This window comes from Frateuria sp. (assembly GCF_035943815.1).
In the GTDB taxonomy this organism is placed as follows: domain Bacteria; phylum Pseudomonadota; class Gammaproteobacteria; order Xanthomonadales; family Rhodanobacteraceae; genus Frateuria_A.
Genome location: NZ_DASZBU010000010.1, coordinates 38,801 through 53,040, shown reverse-complemented (window position 1 = coordinate 53,040; position 14,240 = coordinate 38,801). Strand labels below are relative to the sequence as shown.

Here is a 14,240-nt window from a genome sequence, read left to right as displayed (position 1 = left end):
CGACCCCTCGCGGTGGAAAGCGTCGAACCTGCCGCAGCCGCGGGGGTGCGTCAAGGGCGGATGGTCGTGCATGCGCCACGCGCCCGCGTGCACGGCTTCGACTATGGCCCGGCGCCACGCCTGCTATGGTTGCCCGCGATGCCGGGCGCCGTAGCGCCAGCCAACTCGAAGGGGAGCCAACACGATGCCTGCCACCTCTTTCCGCCGTGCACTGCCGATCGCCACGCTGCTTGCTTTTGGCCTGCTGGGCACGGTCCAGGCGGCCACCCCGGAGCAGGCGCGCTGGAAGCAGGAGGCGCAGGCCGTGACGATCACCCGCGACGACTTCGGTATAGCCCACGTACACGGCAAGACCGACGCCGACGCCGTGTTCGGCATGGTCTACGCGCAGGCCGAGGACGACTTCAACCGGGTCGAGACCAACTATCTCAATTCGCTGGGCCGGCTGGCCGAGACCGAGGGCGAAAAGGCGATCTGGTCGGACCTGCGCCAGCAGTTGTTCATCGATCCGGCGCAGCTGAAGAAGCTCTACGCGCAGAGCCCCTCGTGGCTGAAATCGCTGTTGGACGCCTGGGCCGACGGCCTCAACTACTACCTGGCCACGCACCCGGACGTGCACCCGCGCGTGATCACCCGCTTCGAGCCGTGGATGGCCTTGAGTTTTACCGAAGGCAGCATCGGCGGCGACATCGAGCGGGTTTCGCTCGAGCAGCTGCAGGCCTTCTACGGCAAGCCGGGCGACGCGGTGGCGCCGGTGGCGATGGCCCAGGCGCACCCGAGCTGGGTGGAGCCGACCGGCTCCAACGGCATCGCGATCGCGCCCAAGCTCACTGCCGACGGCCACGCGCTGCTGCTGATCAATCCGCACACCTCGTTCTTCTTCCGCTCCGAACTGCAGATGACCTCCGACGCCGGGCTGGATGCCTACGGCGCGGTCACCTGGGGCCAGTTCTTCGTCTACCAGGGCTTCAACCACCACATCGGCTGGATGCACACCTCCACTGGCGCCGACGTGGTGGACGAGTTCGCCGAGACCATCGAGCGCAAGGACGGCAAGCCCTACTACCGCTATGGCAAGGAACTGCGGCCGGTGACCGAGCGGCAGATCACCATCGACTACCGCGCCGCGGACGGCTTGATGGCCAAACGCAGCTTCACTGCCTACTTCACCCACCACGGCCCGATCGTACGCGAGATTCATGACAGCCCGCGCCAACCCAAGTGGGTCGCCGTCGCGCTGATGAACAAGCCGATCCCGGCGCTGGAGCAGAGCTGGCTGCGCACCAAGGCGAGCGACTACGCCAGCTACATGAAAGTGGCCGAGCTGAAGGCGAACTCCTCCAACAACACGCTGTTCGCCGACGACAAGGGCGAGATCGCCTACCTGCACCCGCAGTTCATCCCCAAGCGCGACGATCGCTTCGACTACACCAAGCCTGTCGACGGTTCCGACCCGGCCACCGACTGGCAGGGCCTGACACCGCTGGACCAGGCGCCCCACGTGCTCAACCCCGCCAACGGCTGGGTCTACAACACCAACAACTGGCCCTACTCCGCCGCCGGCAAGGACAGCCCGAAGAAGGCCGACTATCCTCGCTACATGGACACCTTCGGCGAGAACCCGCGCGGGCTGCACGCCATCCGCGTGCTCACCGGCAAGAAGGACTTCACCCGCGCATCGCTGATCGACGCGGCGTTCGACTCCTACCTGCCGGCCTTCGCGCGGCAGATCCCGATCCTGGCGGCGGACTACGACGCGCTGGCCGCGAACGATCCGCTGAAAACGAAGCTCGCCGGCCCCATCGCCATGCTGCGCCACTGGGATTACCGCTGGGGCATCGCCTCGATGCCGACCTCGCTTGCGGTGTTCTGGGGCGACACGCTTTGGGACGAGGTGAGCAAGGCGGATACCGCCGAAGGCCTGTCGATCTACGACGCCATGGCCGAGAAGGCCGGCTCGAAGGCGCGCCTGCATGCACTGGTCGAAGCCGTCGACCGATTGGAAAAAGACTTCGGCCACTGGGGCGTGCCATGGGGCGAGATCAACCGCTTCCAGCGCATCAACGGGGACCTGGTGCAGCCTTTCGACGACGGCAAGCCGAGCATCCCGGTGCCCTTCACCTCCTCGCGCTGGGGCTCGCTGGCCTCCTTCGGCGCGCACCGCTGGCCCGGCACCAAGCGCTACTACGGCACCAGCGGCAACAGCTTCGTGGCTGTGGTCGAATTCGGGCCCAAGGTGAGCGCGCGTGCGATCACCGCCGGGGGCGAAAGCGGCCATCCGGACTCGCCGCACTTCAACGACGAGGCCGAGCGCTACACCACCGGCAACCTGCGCGAGGTGTATTTCTGGCCCGAGCAGTTGCAGGGACATACCGAGAAGGTCTACCACCCCGGCCAGTGATTCCTCGCTGGCCCGCAGGAGCGAGCCGCTCCTGCGGGTGCTCCCCGCCAACGCAGGCCGGCCGTCCCTTCCGCAGCCTCGACGCGCATCGCTGGGGCATAGCGCACGCGCCCTTACGCGACTCAGCACTGATGTCCTGGACGCGTTCGGCCGCGGGCCTGGGCCTGTACTGGCGCGCCCAGGCAGGCAACCGCGACGACTAGCAGGGCGGGCGGACGAACCGGAACGCGATGCTTCCGCCGACATGGCGCAGCGAGCAGCTCTATCCGCACCTTGCCACGGCCATTGCCCTGCACGATTGAGATGCCGGCCGCCGCCTCCATCATGTGGCAATGACCCCGGCTCAGGAGTGCCCATGAACGCGCCCGCCGCGCTCCGCATCGATTTCGTCTCCGACGTGTCCTGCCCCTGGTGCGCGATCGGACTGGCCGCGCTGGAGCAGGCGCTCGACCGCCTGGGCGGCACCGTGCAGGCGAAGATCCACCTGCAGCCGTTCGAGCTCAATCCGCAGCTGTCCAATGCGGGCGAGGATGCGACCGAGCATCTCATGCACAAATACGGCATCGACATGGACCAAGTCGCGGCCAATCGCGCGGTGATCCGCGAGCGGGCAGCGGCACTGGGCTTTGCCTTCAACATGGGCGTGGGCAGCCGCATCTACAACACGTTCGACGCACACCGGCTGCTGCACTGGGCGGAACTGCAAGACCGCCACCTGGCGCTGAAGAAGGCGCTGCTGCGTGCGTATTTCACCGACGGCGAGGACGTGGCGTCGCACGAGGTGCTGGCGCGGCTGGCAGGCGAAGCGGGACTCGACCACGTCGAGGCTCGACGTGTGTTGGAAAGCGGCGTCTATGCCGAGGAGGTACGCGCGCAGGAAGCATTCTTCCAGCAGCGCGGCATCCGCTCCGTGCCTGCAACGATCGTCAATGGCACGCACCTGATCCCCGGCGGGCAGCCTCCGGAGGTGTTCGAGCAGGCTCTGCGGGAGATCGCTGCGGCGACGCCAGCCTGAGACCCCACCCAGGACGGGCGGTCGAGGCAGCCATCCGGTGGCCGGGCCTGTGGGCTCGGCGACGCTGAGTGCGGCGTCTTCATGCCGGCAGGCGCACAATCGCGCCGACTCCACTCCGGCCCCATGCATGCGCCTGCGACCGTCCGCCCTGCTCCACTCGCTCGCCGCCCTGCTGCTGGCGGCGTGCAGCACGGGAGGCGACGTCACGAGGCCGGTCCCCACACGGTTCGTTGCGTCCGTGCAACCGGCCCACCGGCTGGTGGTGATGCTTCCCGGGCGTGGCGATGACATGGATTCGCTGGTCCGCCGCGATGTCGCACAGATGATCCGCAACCAGTGGCCCGACGCCGACGTCGTGCTCACCGGCCTCACCATGCCCTTCTACCGGCAGGGGCTCGCGGTACAGCGCCTGCACGACGAGATCCTCCTGCCGGCCCATGCGCGACGCTACGATCAGGTCTGGCTGGCGGGCATCTCGCTCGGCGGCCTGGGGGCGCTGATGTACGACCGGGCATATCCGGGCCAGATCGATGGCCTGCTGCTGATCTCGCCCTACCTGGGTGACAGGCCGCTCTATCGCGAGATCCAGGCCGCCGGCGGCCTCGGCCGCTGGCAACCGGGGCCCGAACGGACGCTTACGCCCGAAAACTACCAGCGCGAACTATGGCGCTACATCCAGCGCTGGTCCGATCGTCCGTCACGCACCCGATCGGTGTGGCTGGCCTACGGCGACAAGGAACGCTTCCGTGACCGCATCGGCCTGCTGGCTGCACAGCTGCCACCTGGCCATGTATCGCGGCTGCCCGGCCATCACAACTGGACGCTGTGGAAGCCCGCGTTGAGCATGCTGCTGGAGCGCGCCGGAACCGCACAGCCGGCGGTGCCGCAGCCAGCATCGCCAGCCGTGCGCAACGGCGCAGCCCCGCCGGACCGCTAGCCGCGTCCCGGGACCTGCAAGCCACGTTGCACGGCCGGCCGCGCCAGTCCGCGTTCCAGCCACACCGGCACGTTGATGAGTTCGTCGAAATGGACCAGGTCGCGCGCCCCGTAGAAATCCACCAGGTTGCGCACCCAGCCCAAGGTGGCGATGTCGGCGATGCTGTAATCCTCGCCCATCAGCCAGGGCCGTTCGTCCAGCCGCGCCTCCAGCACGCCGAGCAGGCGGCGGGATTCGTCCACGTACCGCCTGAGCGGGCGCTTGTCTTCGTATTCGCGGCCGCCGAATTTGTGGAAGAAGCCCACCTGGCCGAATATCGGGCCGATCGATGCCATCTGGAAGAACAGCCACTGGATGGTCTCCCAGCGCAGCGCCGGAGCGGTCGAGAGGAACATCCCGCTCTTTTCGGCGAGGTAGAGCAGGATGGCGCCGGATTCGAACATTCCGATGGGTTCGCCACCCGGACCGTCCGGGTCGATGATGGCGGGGATCTTGCCGTTGGGGTTGAGCGAAAGGAACTCGGCCGTCTTGTTCTCGTCGCGCATGATGTCGACCAGGTGCGGCTCGTACGGCAACCCGGTTTCCTCCAGCATGATCGACACCTTCACTCCATTGGGGGTGTTGAGCGAATAGAGCTGGATACGTTCCGGATGCCGGGCCGGCCAGCGCGCGGTGATCGGGAAGGCGGACAGGTCAGGCACGTCGGGCTCCTTGGGCCAGGTATCCCGGCGGACATTGGGGCTGGCCCACGCCTTCGCAACGGCCACGGCGTTCGACAGACGTACCGGACGACCGGCAGTAGGTCTTCCCTCGCGGGCTGGGCAACCGCGCACGTCGCCAGCGACCACCCTATATTGCTCCGAGCCGGATGGCGGGCTCTGATGCCGGTCAATCGGAGTGCCGGGCAGCACCCTTGGGGTCATGGCACCTGCACGCGCCGCCCCCGCCTCTCCATGCAGCAGCGCGACGAATGCGCCTTGAAGATGTTGAGGCCAAGACTAGCCGCGGCGGGCGGTCACGCCCCGAACGGCAGCGCATCGGACGTCCAGCTCGAACAGGCCGTGCGGATGCGGATGGAATACCTCGACGATCGCCAGCACGAGCGGCGCGGCGGCGGCCAGGGCGATGGCGGCCAACGGCCGCTGGCTGGCGATATGCATACGCTTCGCGGGCCGAGCCAGGCACCAGGCGGAATATAGGCAAGCTACCTGGCGTCAGGTCTATGCCACGCGGCCGATCCGGCACGGCAGGTCTTCGTCACGGCAGCGTTCGCTCGGGCTTCCTACGCAAGGCTTGGGGGCAAGGGTGGTGTGCCTGCTAAAATCCCCCGGCTGCGCCATCAGGCGCGCCATCAACCTTTTGGAGGACGCATGGGATTCCTGCACGGCAAGCGTGCCCTGATCGTCGGCATCGCCAGCCAGCGCTCGATCGCCTGGGGCATTGCCAACGCGATGCATCGTGAGGGCGCGCAACTGGCCTTCACCTATCAGAACGAGCGGCTGAAGGACCGCGTCGACGAGGCAGCCAATGCGTTCGGCTCCAACATCGTGCTGCCCTGCGACGTGGCCGAGGACGGCCAGATCGAGCAGATGTACGCCGAGCTCGGCAAGCACTGGGACGGCTTCGACATCCTGGTGCACTCGGTGGGCTTCGCCCCGCGCGAGGCGCTGCAGGGCCAGTACCTGGACAACCTCACGCGCGAGAACTTCGCCATCGCGCACGACATCTCCAGCTACAGCCTGGCGGCGCTGGCCAAGGCGGGCCGTCCGATGATGGCCGGCCGCGGCGGCTCCATCCTCACCCTCACTTACCTCGGCGCCGAGCGCGCGCTCAACAACTACAACGTGATGGGCCTGGCCAAGGCCAGCCTGGAAGCGAACGTGCGCTACCTGGCCTTCAACCTGGGGCCCGAGGGCACGCGCGTGAACGCCATCTCGGCGGGCCCGATCAAGACCCTGGCGGCCGCCGGCATCGCTAACTTCCGCAAGATGCTCGACCACGTGGACGAGAACGCGCCGCTGCGCCGCAGCGTCACCATCGACGAGGTCGGCAACGTCGGCGCCTTCCTGTGCTCGGACTTGGCTTCGGGCATCACCGGCGAGATCACTTACGTGGACGCGGGCTACAACATCTTGGGCATGACAGGCATCTGAGCCGGCCCATCCGGGAAAAAAAAGGCGGCCGCTCGGCCGCCTTTTTTTTCTGCGCTAGACCGGTGAGCTCCCTGCAAACTACATCCGGTCCCTGGCGATCTTGATCTCGGTCTTCGCCCTCAGCGCTTCGATGAAACCCTGGGTGACGACGCTGCCATACGCCGCGACCATGCTCTGGCGAAGCATCTTGCGCTGGTCGGCAGTCACCTTCGAGAGGTCGCCGTCCTGCACCTTGTCCACCGCGAGCAGCGCATAGGCGCCCTCGGGCAGCGCCACCGCGGCGAACTGCGGCTTGCCGTCCTGCGGGTGCGGCAGCAGGAAGGCCTCGTCGCGCAGTTGCTCAGGCAGCCCTTCCTGCACGCGCACGGCCTCTGGCACGCTTTGCACGGCGGCACCGGCCGACGCCGCCACCGTGTCCATCGGTTCGCCCTTGCGCAAGCGTGCAAGCAGATCGTCCGCCCGCTTGCCGGCGGCGGCGGCGACGCGCTGGTCCAGGATGTCCTTCTTGATCGCGTCCTGTACTTCGGCCAGCGGACGCACCGCCGCGGGCACGTGCTTGCCGACGTGGATCACCACCGAGTGGTCGTTGCCCAGGTCGATCAGGCTGGAGTTGTTGCCCTGCACGAGCACGTCATCGGAAAACGCGGCCTTGACCACCTTGGGGTCGGCTGCGATGCCCTTGCCGCCATCGCGCGTGAACAATCCCGAATCCTTGACCTGAAGACCCAGGGCCTGCGCCGCCGGCTCCAGCGAGGAGGGGTTCTGGTAGCTCTTGTCGGCCAGCTTGCCGGCGATGTCGTTGTACTTGCGCTCGCGCTCGGCGGCGAGCGCCTCCTGCTCGAGTTGGCCCCGCACTTCCTCGAAGGGCTTGGCCTGGCCGCTGCGGACGTCGCGGAGCCACAGGATGTGGTAGCCCTCGTCGGACAGCACCGGCTTGGAAATCTGGCCTTTCTGCAGCGTGAACAAGGCGTCGTCGAAGGCCTTGTTGGTCACGCCCTTTTCCAGCCAGCCCAGGTCGCCACCCTGGCGGCGGGAGCCCAGGTCCGCCGAATCCTGCTCGGCCAGCTTGGCGAAGTTCTGCGGAGTGGCCTCGGCGGCGATCTTCTGGGCCTTGGCCAGGGCAGCCTTCTGCTGCTCCGGCGTGGCGTTCTTCGGCACGTCGACCAGGATGTGGGAAACAAGCCGCTGCTCGGGCTGCACGAAGCGCTGCTTCTCGTCCTCGTAGCGCTTGTGCAGGTCTTCGTCGCTGGGCGCGGCGTCTGGCTTGAGGTCGGCTGCATTGACCTCTACGTACTGAATGGCGACCTGCTCGGGCGCCATGAACTCACCCTGGTGCTGCTTGTAGTAGGCCTGGATCTGCGCGTCGGTGACCGCGCTGTCGGTCAGTGCCGGGCGCGGCAGCATCACGTAGCGCAGATCGCGCCGCTGCATGCGCAGCTTCAGGAAGCGATCGATTTCCCCATCGGTGACGATCGTGCTGGCCGACAGCGCATCAGGCAAGAGACGGATCGCCAATGAGGAGCGGATCTCGTCCTCGAACATCGCAGGCGTCTTGCGCTCGCCGGCTAGCACGGCACGGTAGGTCGCCGGATCGAACTGGCCGTTCACCTGGAACGCAGGGATCGAGGCGATCGCCTCGCGCAGCGCGCCGTCGGACACGCGCATGCCCAGGTCGCTGTTGGCCTTGAGCAGCAACTGCTGGTCGACCATTGCATCGAGCACGCGTTCCTTCATCGCCGGCTGTTCGTACACGCTCGGATCGAACTGGTCGCCCATCTGCGCACTGCCCTGTTGACGCAGTTCGTTCAGACGGTTCTGGAAATCCTGCTGGCTGATCTCCTGCTTGCCGACCTTGGCCACGAAAGTCTCGGTGCGGGAAGTGAAGTAGCCCTCGATGCCGAAGAAGGACATGGCGAACACCGCCACGCCCAGCACGACGATGGACGGCCAGCCGTGCATCTTGTCTCTCAACGACTGCAGCATATGTGGATTCCCGCTTGTTCCCGCTTTGCAAGAGGCAAAGCATAAATGACAAGGGCGCCACGCGGGCGCCCTTGGAACTACTGGCGGAGTGGACGGGACTCGAACCCGCGACCTCCGGCGTGACAGGCCAGCATTCTAACCGACTGAACTACCACTCCGCGATTCTGGTGGGTGCTGTAGGGATCGAACCTACGACCCTCGCCTTGTAAGGGCGACGCTCTACCGCTGAGCTAAGCACCCGAAACCGAGCGAACTAGCCGCTCAGTTTAGGGCATCCTTGAGCGTCTTGCCAGCCTTGAACGCCGGCACCTTGGAAGCCTTGATCTTGATCGTCTCGTTGGTGCGCGGGTTGCGACCGGTACGAGCCGCGCGCTTGCGCACGGTGAAGGTGCCAAAGCCGACGACCGAGACGTCGTCGCCCTTCTTCAGGGCCTTCTGCACGGTCTCGAAGAAGGCTTCGATGGCGCGGCCGGCATCGGCCTTGGTCAGCTCGGCCTTTTCGGCGATGGCATTGATCAGATCGGTTTTATTCATTGAGACACTCCCTTAAACGGTTTGCTGCCCGCGTGATCGGTCTGGGACGAGAGGACTGTCATTAATCGGTATGACCGAACCCCCCGCAACCCCGCATCGCTACGCCATGTGCACGGCGCTTTGACTGCGGTGCCGTCTTTATACCAGCGCGTCACGGCCGTCCGCAATACAAGCAATACCAAGGGTTCCGGCGGTTTGGGGCCAACTGCAATCACTTGCAAACCGCCGCCATAACCGCTACGGCGCAGGCCCTTGGACGCATGCCTGGGTGAACGTGACCAGGCCGCCCGGAGCGGGCGGCCTGGTAGAGAAAAATCCCTTGCGTATCAGTGCGCGCGGGTGCGGTTCTCAGCCGTTTCCTCGGCTACCGGCTCGACCGGCGCATGTTCCTCGGTGGCCGTCTCGACCGCAGGCTTGGCCGGGCGCAACGGGTGTTCCAACGCAATGTCGAGCACCTCGTCGATCCAGCGCACCGCGTGGATGTCCAGCGAAGAGGTGACGTTGGCGGGGATGTCGGCCAGGTCCTTCTTGTTCTCTTCGGGGATGATCACGGTGGTGATGCCGCCGCGGTGTGCCGCGAGCAGCTTCTCCTTGAGGCCGCCGATGGGCAGCACGCGACCACGCAACGTGATCTCGCCGGTCATTGCCACTTCCGAACGCACCGGCACCTTGGTCAGCACCGACACCAGCGCCGTGCACATGGCGATGCCCGCACTCGGACCATCCTTGGGGGTGGCGCCTTCTGGCACGTGGATGTGCACGTCGAGGTTCTGGTAGAAGTCGGGATCGATGCCCAGCTGGTCCGCACGTGCGCGCACGACCGACATGGCGGCCTGGATCGACTCCTTCATGACGTCGCCGAGCTGGCCGGTGTGCACCAGCCGTCCCTTGCCCTGCACCACCGAGGCCTCGATGCTGAGCAGGTCGCCTCCGACTGAAGTCCACGCCAGCCCGGTCACGAGTCCGACCTCGTTCTCCTGCTCCTTGCGACCAAAGTCGAAACGGCGCACGCCCAGGTAGTGCTCGATATTTTCCGTGGTGACGGTGACCTGCGTGGCCGCCGTCTTCTTCTTCGCCTTGACGGTCGCCTTGGCGACGGCCTTTGCCGCGGGCTTGGCCTTGGCCTGCTTGACCTGGCCCAGCGTGATCTCCTTGACGACCTTGCGGCAGATCTTGGCGATCTCGCGCTCGAGGTTGCGCACGCCCGATTCACGCGTGTAGTAGCGAACTATGTCGCGCACCGCCTCCGGGTCGATGCTCAGTTCTTCCAGCTTGAGGCCATTGGCCTTCAGCTGCTTGGGCAGAAGGTAGCGCTGCGCGATCGCCAGCTTTTCGTCCTCGGTGTAGCCGGGTACGCGGATCACTTCCATGCGGTCGAGCAATGGACCGGGGATATTGAGCGAATTGGCGGTGGCGATCCACATCACCTCGGAAAGATCGAGGTCGACTTCGAGGTAGTGGTCGTTGAAGGTATGGTTCTGTTCAGGGTCGAGCACCTCCAGCAGAGCCGAAGACGGATCGCCGCGGAAATCCATCGACATCTTGTCGATCTCGTCGAGTACGAACAGCGGATTGCGCGTGCCGACCTTGTTGAGGTTCTGCACGATGCGGCCGGGCATGGAACCGATATAGGTGCGCCGGTGGCCGCGAATCTCCGCTTCGTCACGCACGCCGCCCAGGCTCATGCGGACGAACTTGCGGTTGGTCGCCTTGGCGATCGACTGGCCGAGCGAGGTCTTGCCCACACCGGGTGGTCCGACCAGGCACAGGATCGGGCCCTTCATGGTGTTCACGCGCTGCTGCACTGCGAGGTATTCGAGGATGCGGTCCTTGACCCTCTCCAGGCCGAAGTGGTCGGCATCGAGCACCTGCTGGGCCATGGCCAGGTCCTTGCGCACCTTGGTCTTGGACTTCCATGGCACGCCGATCAGCCAGTCGAGGTAGTTGCGCACGACGGTGGCCTCTGCGGACATCGGCGACATCTGCTTGAGCTTGGAAAACTCCTGCTTGGCCTTGGCCAGCACCGGCTTGGGCATGCCGGCGTTGTCGATCTTCTTTTGCAGCTCCTCGATCTCGTTGGCGCCGTCCTCGCCTTCGCCCAGCTCCTTCTGGATCGCCTTCATCTGCTCGTTGAGATAGTACTCGCGCTGGCTCTTTTCCATCTGCGACTTGACGCGGCCGCGGATGCGCTTCTCTACCTGCTGCAGATCCATCTCACCGTCGACGAGGCCGATCAGCAACTCGAGGCGCTGGCCGACGTCCGCCGTCTCCAGCACCTTCTGCTTGTCGGCCATGCGCACGGACAGGTGTGCCGCGATCGAATCGGCAAGACGCGACGGGTCATCGATACCTGAAAGCGTCGCGAGCACTTCCGGCGGAAGCTTGCGGCTCTGCTTGACCAGCTGCTCGAACAGCGAGACGAGCGTGCGCGAGATCACGTCCAGCTCCCGTTCCTTCGCGCTGTAGATCGGCTCGATCACGCGCGAACGGGCCGTCAGCATGCCGCCCTCGTTGCGGTACTCCTCGATGGACACGCGCGCCTGCCCCTCGACCAGCACCTTGACGGTGCCGTCGGGCAGCTTGAGAAGCTGCAGCACGCCAGCCAGGGTGCCGACTTCGTGCAGGTCGGCCGCCGCGGGATCATCGATATCGGGGCTCTTCTGCGCCACCAGCAGGATCTGCCGCTCGCCCTCCATTGCATGCTCGAGGGCACGCATCGACTTGTCGCGCCCGACGAACAGCGGGATGACCATGTGGGGGTAGACCACCACGTCGCGCAACGGCAGCACGGGCAGTGCGTCCAGCGTGGCGCCGGTGGTGGAAACGGAGGCGTGTTTGGCCATCGAAAAAGGTCCCCGATGATTTGTAAGGTTTACCCCGACACTGAGCCAGGGCTTTCAGTAGGTCAAGTGGAGCCGACTTGCGCCGCCCTCAAGTCGAGCGTGACTCGTCGAGCGGCTCGGTCGGTAGCCTGCAGGTTTCAAGCCAAGGCCGGTAAAAGCGCATCGGACGGTAGCGCGGTGCGGCCCTGCCTCTTGGCGGCTCCATCGGAAGCTGGCGCCTGCCTGCTTGCGCCAAAAAGCAAACGGCCCCGGCAATTGCCGAGGCCGCTGTTTTTTGACGCACCGCGTACCGGTCAGGCAGCGCCACCGCCCTCGCCTGCGACACGTTGCTGCTGCAGGTTTCCGCGGTAGATCAGGTAGGGCTCGGCCTGGCCTTCGATCACAGCGTCGTCGACCACCACCTTGCTGACGTGCTCCAACGAAGGCAGTTCATACATAGTGTCCAGCAGCACCTGCTCCAGGATGGTGCGCAGGCCGCGTGCACCGGTCTTGCGCTTGAGCGCCTTCTTGGCGATCGCCTGCAGCGCTTCCGGGCGGAACTCCAGCTCCACGCCCTCCATTTCGAACAGGCGCTTGAACTGCTTGGTAACGGCGTTCTTCGGCTCGGTGAGGATCTTCACCAACGCCGGCTCGTCGAGTTCGTCCAGCGTCGCCACGACGGGCAACCGGCCCACGAACTCCGGAATCAGGCCGAACTTGACCAGGTCCGACGGTTCGACCTCGGACAGTACCTTGCCCAGATTCTCGGTGCGCTCCTTGGAGCGGACCTCGGCCGAGAAGCCGATGCCGGTGGTCTCCGAGCGCTGCTGGATGACCTTCTCCAGGCCCGCGAAGGCGCCGCCGCAGATGAACAGGATGTTTTTGGTGTCCACCTGCAGGAATTCCTGCTGCGGATGCTTGCGCCCGCCCTGCGGTGGCACGGAGGCCAGCGTGCCCTCGATCAGCTTGAGCAGCGCCTGCTGCACGCCCTCGCCCGACACGTCACGCGTGATCGACGGGTTCTCGCTCTTGCGCGAGATCTTGTCGATCTCGTCGATGTAGACGATACCCGACTGCGCCTTGTCGACATCGTAGTCGCACTTCTGCAGGAGCTTCTGGATGATGTTCTCGACATCTTCGCCCACGTAACCCGCTTCGGTGAGCGTGGTGGCATCAGCGATGGTGAATGGCACGTTGAGCAGGCGGGCCAGCGTCTCGGCCAGCAACGTCTTGCCGGACCCGGTCGGACCGATCAGGAGAATGTTGGATTTGCCGAGCTCGACCTCATCGCTCTTCTGGCGCGACTCCATGCGCTTGTAGTGGTTGTACACGGCCACCGCCAGCGCCTTCTTGGCACGGGTCTGACCGACCACGTACTGGTCGAGGGTTTCCATGATCTCGCGGGGCTTGGGCAGATGGCTGCGCCCGGAAGCGGCCTTCTCTTCCAGTTCCTCGCGGATGATGTCGTTGCAAAGTTCTACGCACTCGTCGCAGATGAACACGGAAGGACCCGCGATCAGCTTGCGCACTTCATGCTGGCTCTTGCCGCAGAAGGAGCAGTAGAGAATCTTGCCGCTGTCGTTGGAACGGCCCTGCCGCTCGTCGCTCATATCAGGTCCTGCTGTGTTTCGGTTGCGCCGTCAGAATAGCACAGGGCTCCGCGCCTGCTTGGGCCTGCGCGGAGCGTGCGTTCTGGCGAATTGGATGGGCCTGGACCAGACCAGGTCAGGCCGATTTGACCGTTTCGACGCCGCGACGGTCGAGGACTTGGTCGATCAGGCCATAGTCCCGGGCCTCGATCGGATTCATGAAGCGGTCGCGCTCCATGTCGCGCTCGATCTTCTCCAGCGGCTGGCCGGTATGGTCGACGTATAGCTGGTTCAGGCGCTGGCGGATGTAGAGGATCTCGCGTGCCTGGATCTCGATGTCGGTAGCCTGGCCCTGCGCACCCCCGGAAGGCTGGTGGATCATGATACGCGAGTTGGGCAGCGAGAAGCGCTTGCCCTTGGCGCCTGCCATCAACAGCAGCGAGCCGGCGCTACACGCCTGGCCGATGCACATGGTGCTGACGTCGGGCTTGATGAATTGCATGGTGTCGTAGATCGCCAGGCCCGCGGTGACCGCACCGCCGGGGCTGTTGATGTACAGATGGATGTCCTTGTCGGGGTTTTCCGACTCCAGGAACAGCATCTGCGCGATCAGCACGTTGGCGACCTGGTCGTTGACCTCGCCCACCAGGAAGATCACCCGCTCCTTCAGCAGGCGCGAGTAGATGTCGTAGGAACGCTCGCCGCGAGCGGTCTGCTCGACGACGATCGGCACCAGGTTGAGGTTCTGGATCGGGGCCATGGCCATGCGTGCTTGTTCTCCGGATGAGGCCCGCCGTCAGGCGGGC

11 protein-coding genes and 2 tRNA genes are annotated in these 14,240 nt (G+C 65.5%); 4 read left to right on the top strand and 9 right to left on the bottom strand.

What is annotated here, in order from left to right; genetic code table 11:
* Positions 1 to 184 precede the first annotated feature (184 nt).
* The 3 genes from VGU65_RS06225 to VGU65_RS06215 all read left to right on the top strand — a co-directional run bounded on the left by VGU65_RS06225 (position 185) and on the right by VGU65_RS06215 (position 4,353).
* Positions 185 to 2,401 (top strand): penicillin acylase family protein, encoded by a 2,217-nt coding sequence (locus tag VGU65_RS06225; RefSeq protein WP_327473863.1) that lies wholly within the window; start codon positions 185 to 187, stop codon positions 2,399 to 2,401.
* A gap of 355 nt (positions 2,402 to 2,756) precedes the next feature.
* On the top strand, positions 2,757 to 3,416 hold the full coding sequence (locus tag VGU65_RS06220; RefSeq protein WP_327473861.1) for a DsbA family oxidoreductase: 660 nt from the start codon (positions 2,757 to 2,759) through the stop codon (positions 3,414 to 3,416).
* A gap of 238 nt (positions 3,417 to 3,654) precedes the next feature.
* Positions 3,655 to 4,353: an alpha/beta hydrolase-fold protein gene (locus VGU65_RS06215; protein ID WP_327473859.1), complete on the top strand. Its 699-nt coding sequence runs from the start codon at positions 3,655 to 3,657 to the stop codon at positions 4,351 to 4,353.
* On the opposite strand, the gene VGU65_RS06210 is transcribed toward VGU65_RS06215, so the two are convergent.
* Together VGU65_RS06210 and VGU65_RS06205 are read right to left on the bottom strand one after the other, a co-directional pair.
* A complete protein-coding gene (locus VGU65_RS06210) occupies positions 4,350 to 5,054 on the bottom strand; it encodes a glutathione S-transferase N-terminal domain-containing protein (protein ID WP_327473857.1) in 705 nt (234 codons plus the stop codon). The two genes, VGU65_RS06215 and VGU65_RS06210, sit on opposite strands and share 4 nt — an antisense overlap.
* A 297-nt stretch (positions 5,055 to 5,351) precedes the next feature.
* On the bottom strand, positions 5,352 to 5,513 hold the full coding sequence (locus VGU65_RS06205) for a hypothetical protein (RefSeq protein WP_327473855.1): 162 nt from the start codon (positions 5,511 to 5,513) through the stop codon (positions 5,352 to 5,354).
* Between the two features lie 210 nt (positions 5,514 to 5,723).
* Here VGU65_RS06205 and VGU65_RS06200 point away from each other — a divergent pair, with 210 nt between their 5' ends.
* Positions 5,724 to 6,506, top strand: a complete 783-nt coding sequence (locus VGU65_RS06200; RefSeq protein ID WP_327473853.1) for an enoyl-ACP reductase FabI — start codon at positions 5,724 to 5,726, stop codon at positions 6,504 to 6,506.
* 78 nt (positions 6,507 to 6,584) lie between these two features.
* Here the strand turns inward: VGU65_RS06200 and VGU65_RS06195 are convergent, their stop codons facing one another.
* From VGU65_RS06195 to clpP, 7 genes are all read right to left on the bottom strand, one after another.
* Positions 6,585 to 8,489: a SurA N-terminal domain-containing protein gene (locus tag VGU65_RS06195; protein WP_327473851.1), complete on the bottom strand. Its 1,905-nt coding sequence runs from the start codon at positions 8,487 to 8,489 to the stop codon at positions 6,585 to 6,587.
* Positions 8,490 to 8,570: 81 nt separating this feature from the next.
* Positions 8,571 to 8,647 (bottom strand) — tRNA-Asp (locus VGU65_RS06190).
* A 7-nt stretch (positions 8,648 to 8,654) separates the two neighbouring features.
* A tRNA-Val gene (locus VGU65_RS06185) sits at positions 8,655 to 8,729 on the bottom strand.
* Positions 8,730 to 8,750: 21 nt separating this feature from the next.
* Positions 8,751 to 9,023 (bottom strand): non-specific DNA-binding protein Hbs, encoded by a 273-nt coding sequence (hbs, locus tag VGU65_RS06180; RefSeq protein ID WP_091336270.1) that lies wholly within the window; start codon positions 9,021 to 9,023, stop codon positions 8,751 to 8,753.
* Between the two features lie 326 nt (positions 9,024 to 9,349).
* Positions 9,350 to 11,866, bottom strand: a complete 2,517-nt coding sequence (gene lon, locus VGU65_RS06175; protein WP_327473846.1) for an endopeptidase La — start codon at positions 11,864 to 11,866, stop codon at positions 9,350 to 9,352.
* 293 nt (positions 11,867 to 12,159) lie between these two features.
* Complete coding sequence (gene clpX / locus VGU65_RS06170) at positions 12,160 to 13,455, bottom strand: ATP-dependent Clp protease ATP-binding subunit ClpX (RefSeq protein WP_327473844.1); 1,296 nt, start codon at positions 13,453 to 13,455, stop codon at positions 12,160 to 12,162.
* 115 nt (positions 13,456 to 13,570) lie between these two features.
* Positions 13,571 to 14,200 carry an ATP-dependent Clp endopeptidase proteolytic subunit ClpP gene (gene clpP, locus VGU65_RS06165; protein ID WP_245188233.1) on the bottom strand — a complete coding sequence of 210 codons (630 nt, stop codon included), beginning with the start codon at positions 14,198 to 14,200 and terminating at the stop codon, positions 13,571 to 13,573.
* Positions 14,201 to 14,240: the final 40 nt, after the last annotated feature.

Excerpts from the sequence above, each read along its gene's own strand:
- VGU65_RS06225 (WP_327473863.1), top strand. The coding sequence starts at position 185 with ATGCCTGCCACCTCTTTCCGCCGTGCACTGCCGATCGCCACGCTGCTT.
- VGU65_RS06220 (WP_327473861.1), top strand. The coding sequence starts at position 2,757 with ATGAACGCGCCCGCCGCGCTCCGCATCGATTTCGTCTCCGACGTGTCC.
- VGU65_RS06205 (WP_327473855.1), bottom strand. The coding sequence starts at position 5,513 with ATGCATATCGCCAGCCAGCGGCCGTTGGCCGCCATCGCCCTGGCCGCC.
- VGU65_RS06200 (WP_327473853.1), top strand. The coding sequence starts at position 5,724 with ATGGGATTCCTGCACGGCAAGCGTGCCCTGATCGTCGGCATCGCCAGC.
- VGU65_RS06195 (WP_327473851.1), bottom strand. The coding sequence starts at position 8,489 with ATGCTGCAGTCGTTGAGAGACAAGATGCACGGCTGGCCGTCCATCGTC.
- hbs (WP_091336270.1), bottom strand. The coding sequence starts at position 9,023 with ATGAATAAAACCGATCTGATCAATGCCATCGCCGAAAAGGCCGAGCTG.
- lon (WP_327473846.1), bottom strand. The coding sequence starts at position 11,866 with ATGGCCAAACACGCCTCCGTTTCCACCACCGGCGCCACGCTGGACGCA.
- clpX (WP_327473844.1), bottom strand. The coding sequence starts at position 13,455 with ATGAGCGACGAGCGGCAGGGCCGTTCCAACGACAGCGGCAAGATTCTC.
- clpP (WP_245188233.1), bottom strand. The coding sequence starts at position 14,200 with ATGGCCATGGCCCCGATCCAGAACCTCAACCTGGTGCCGATCGTCGTC.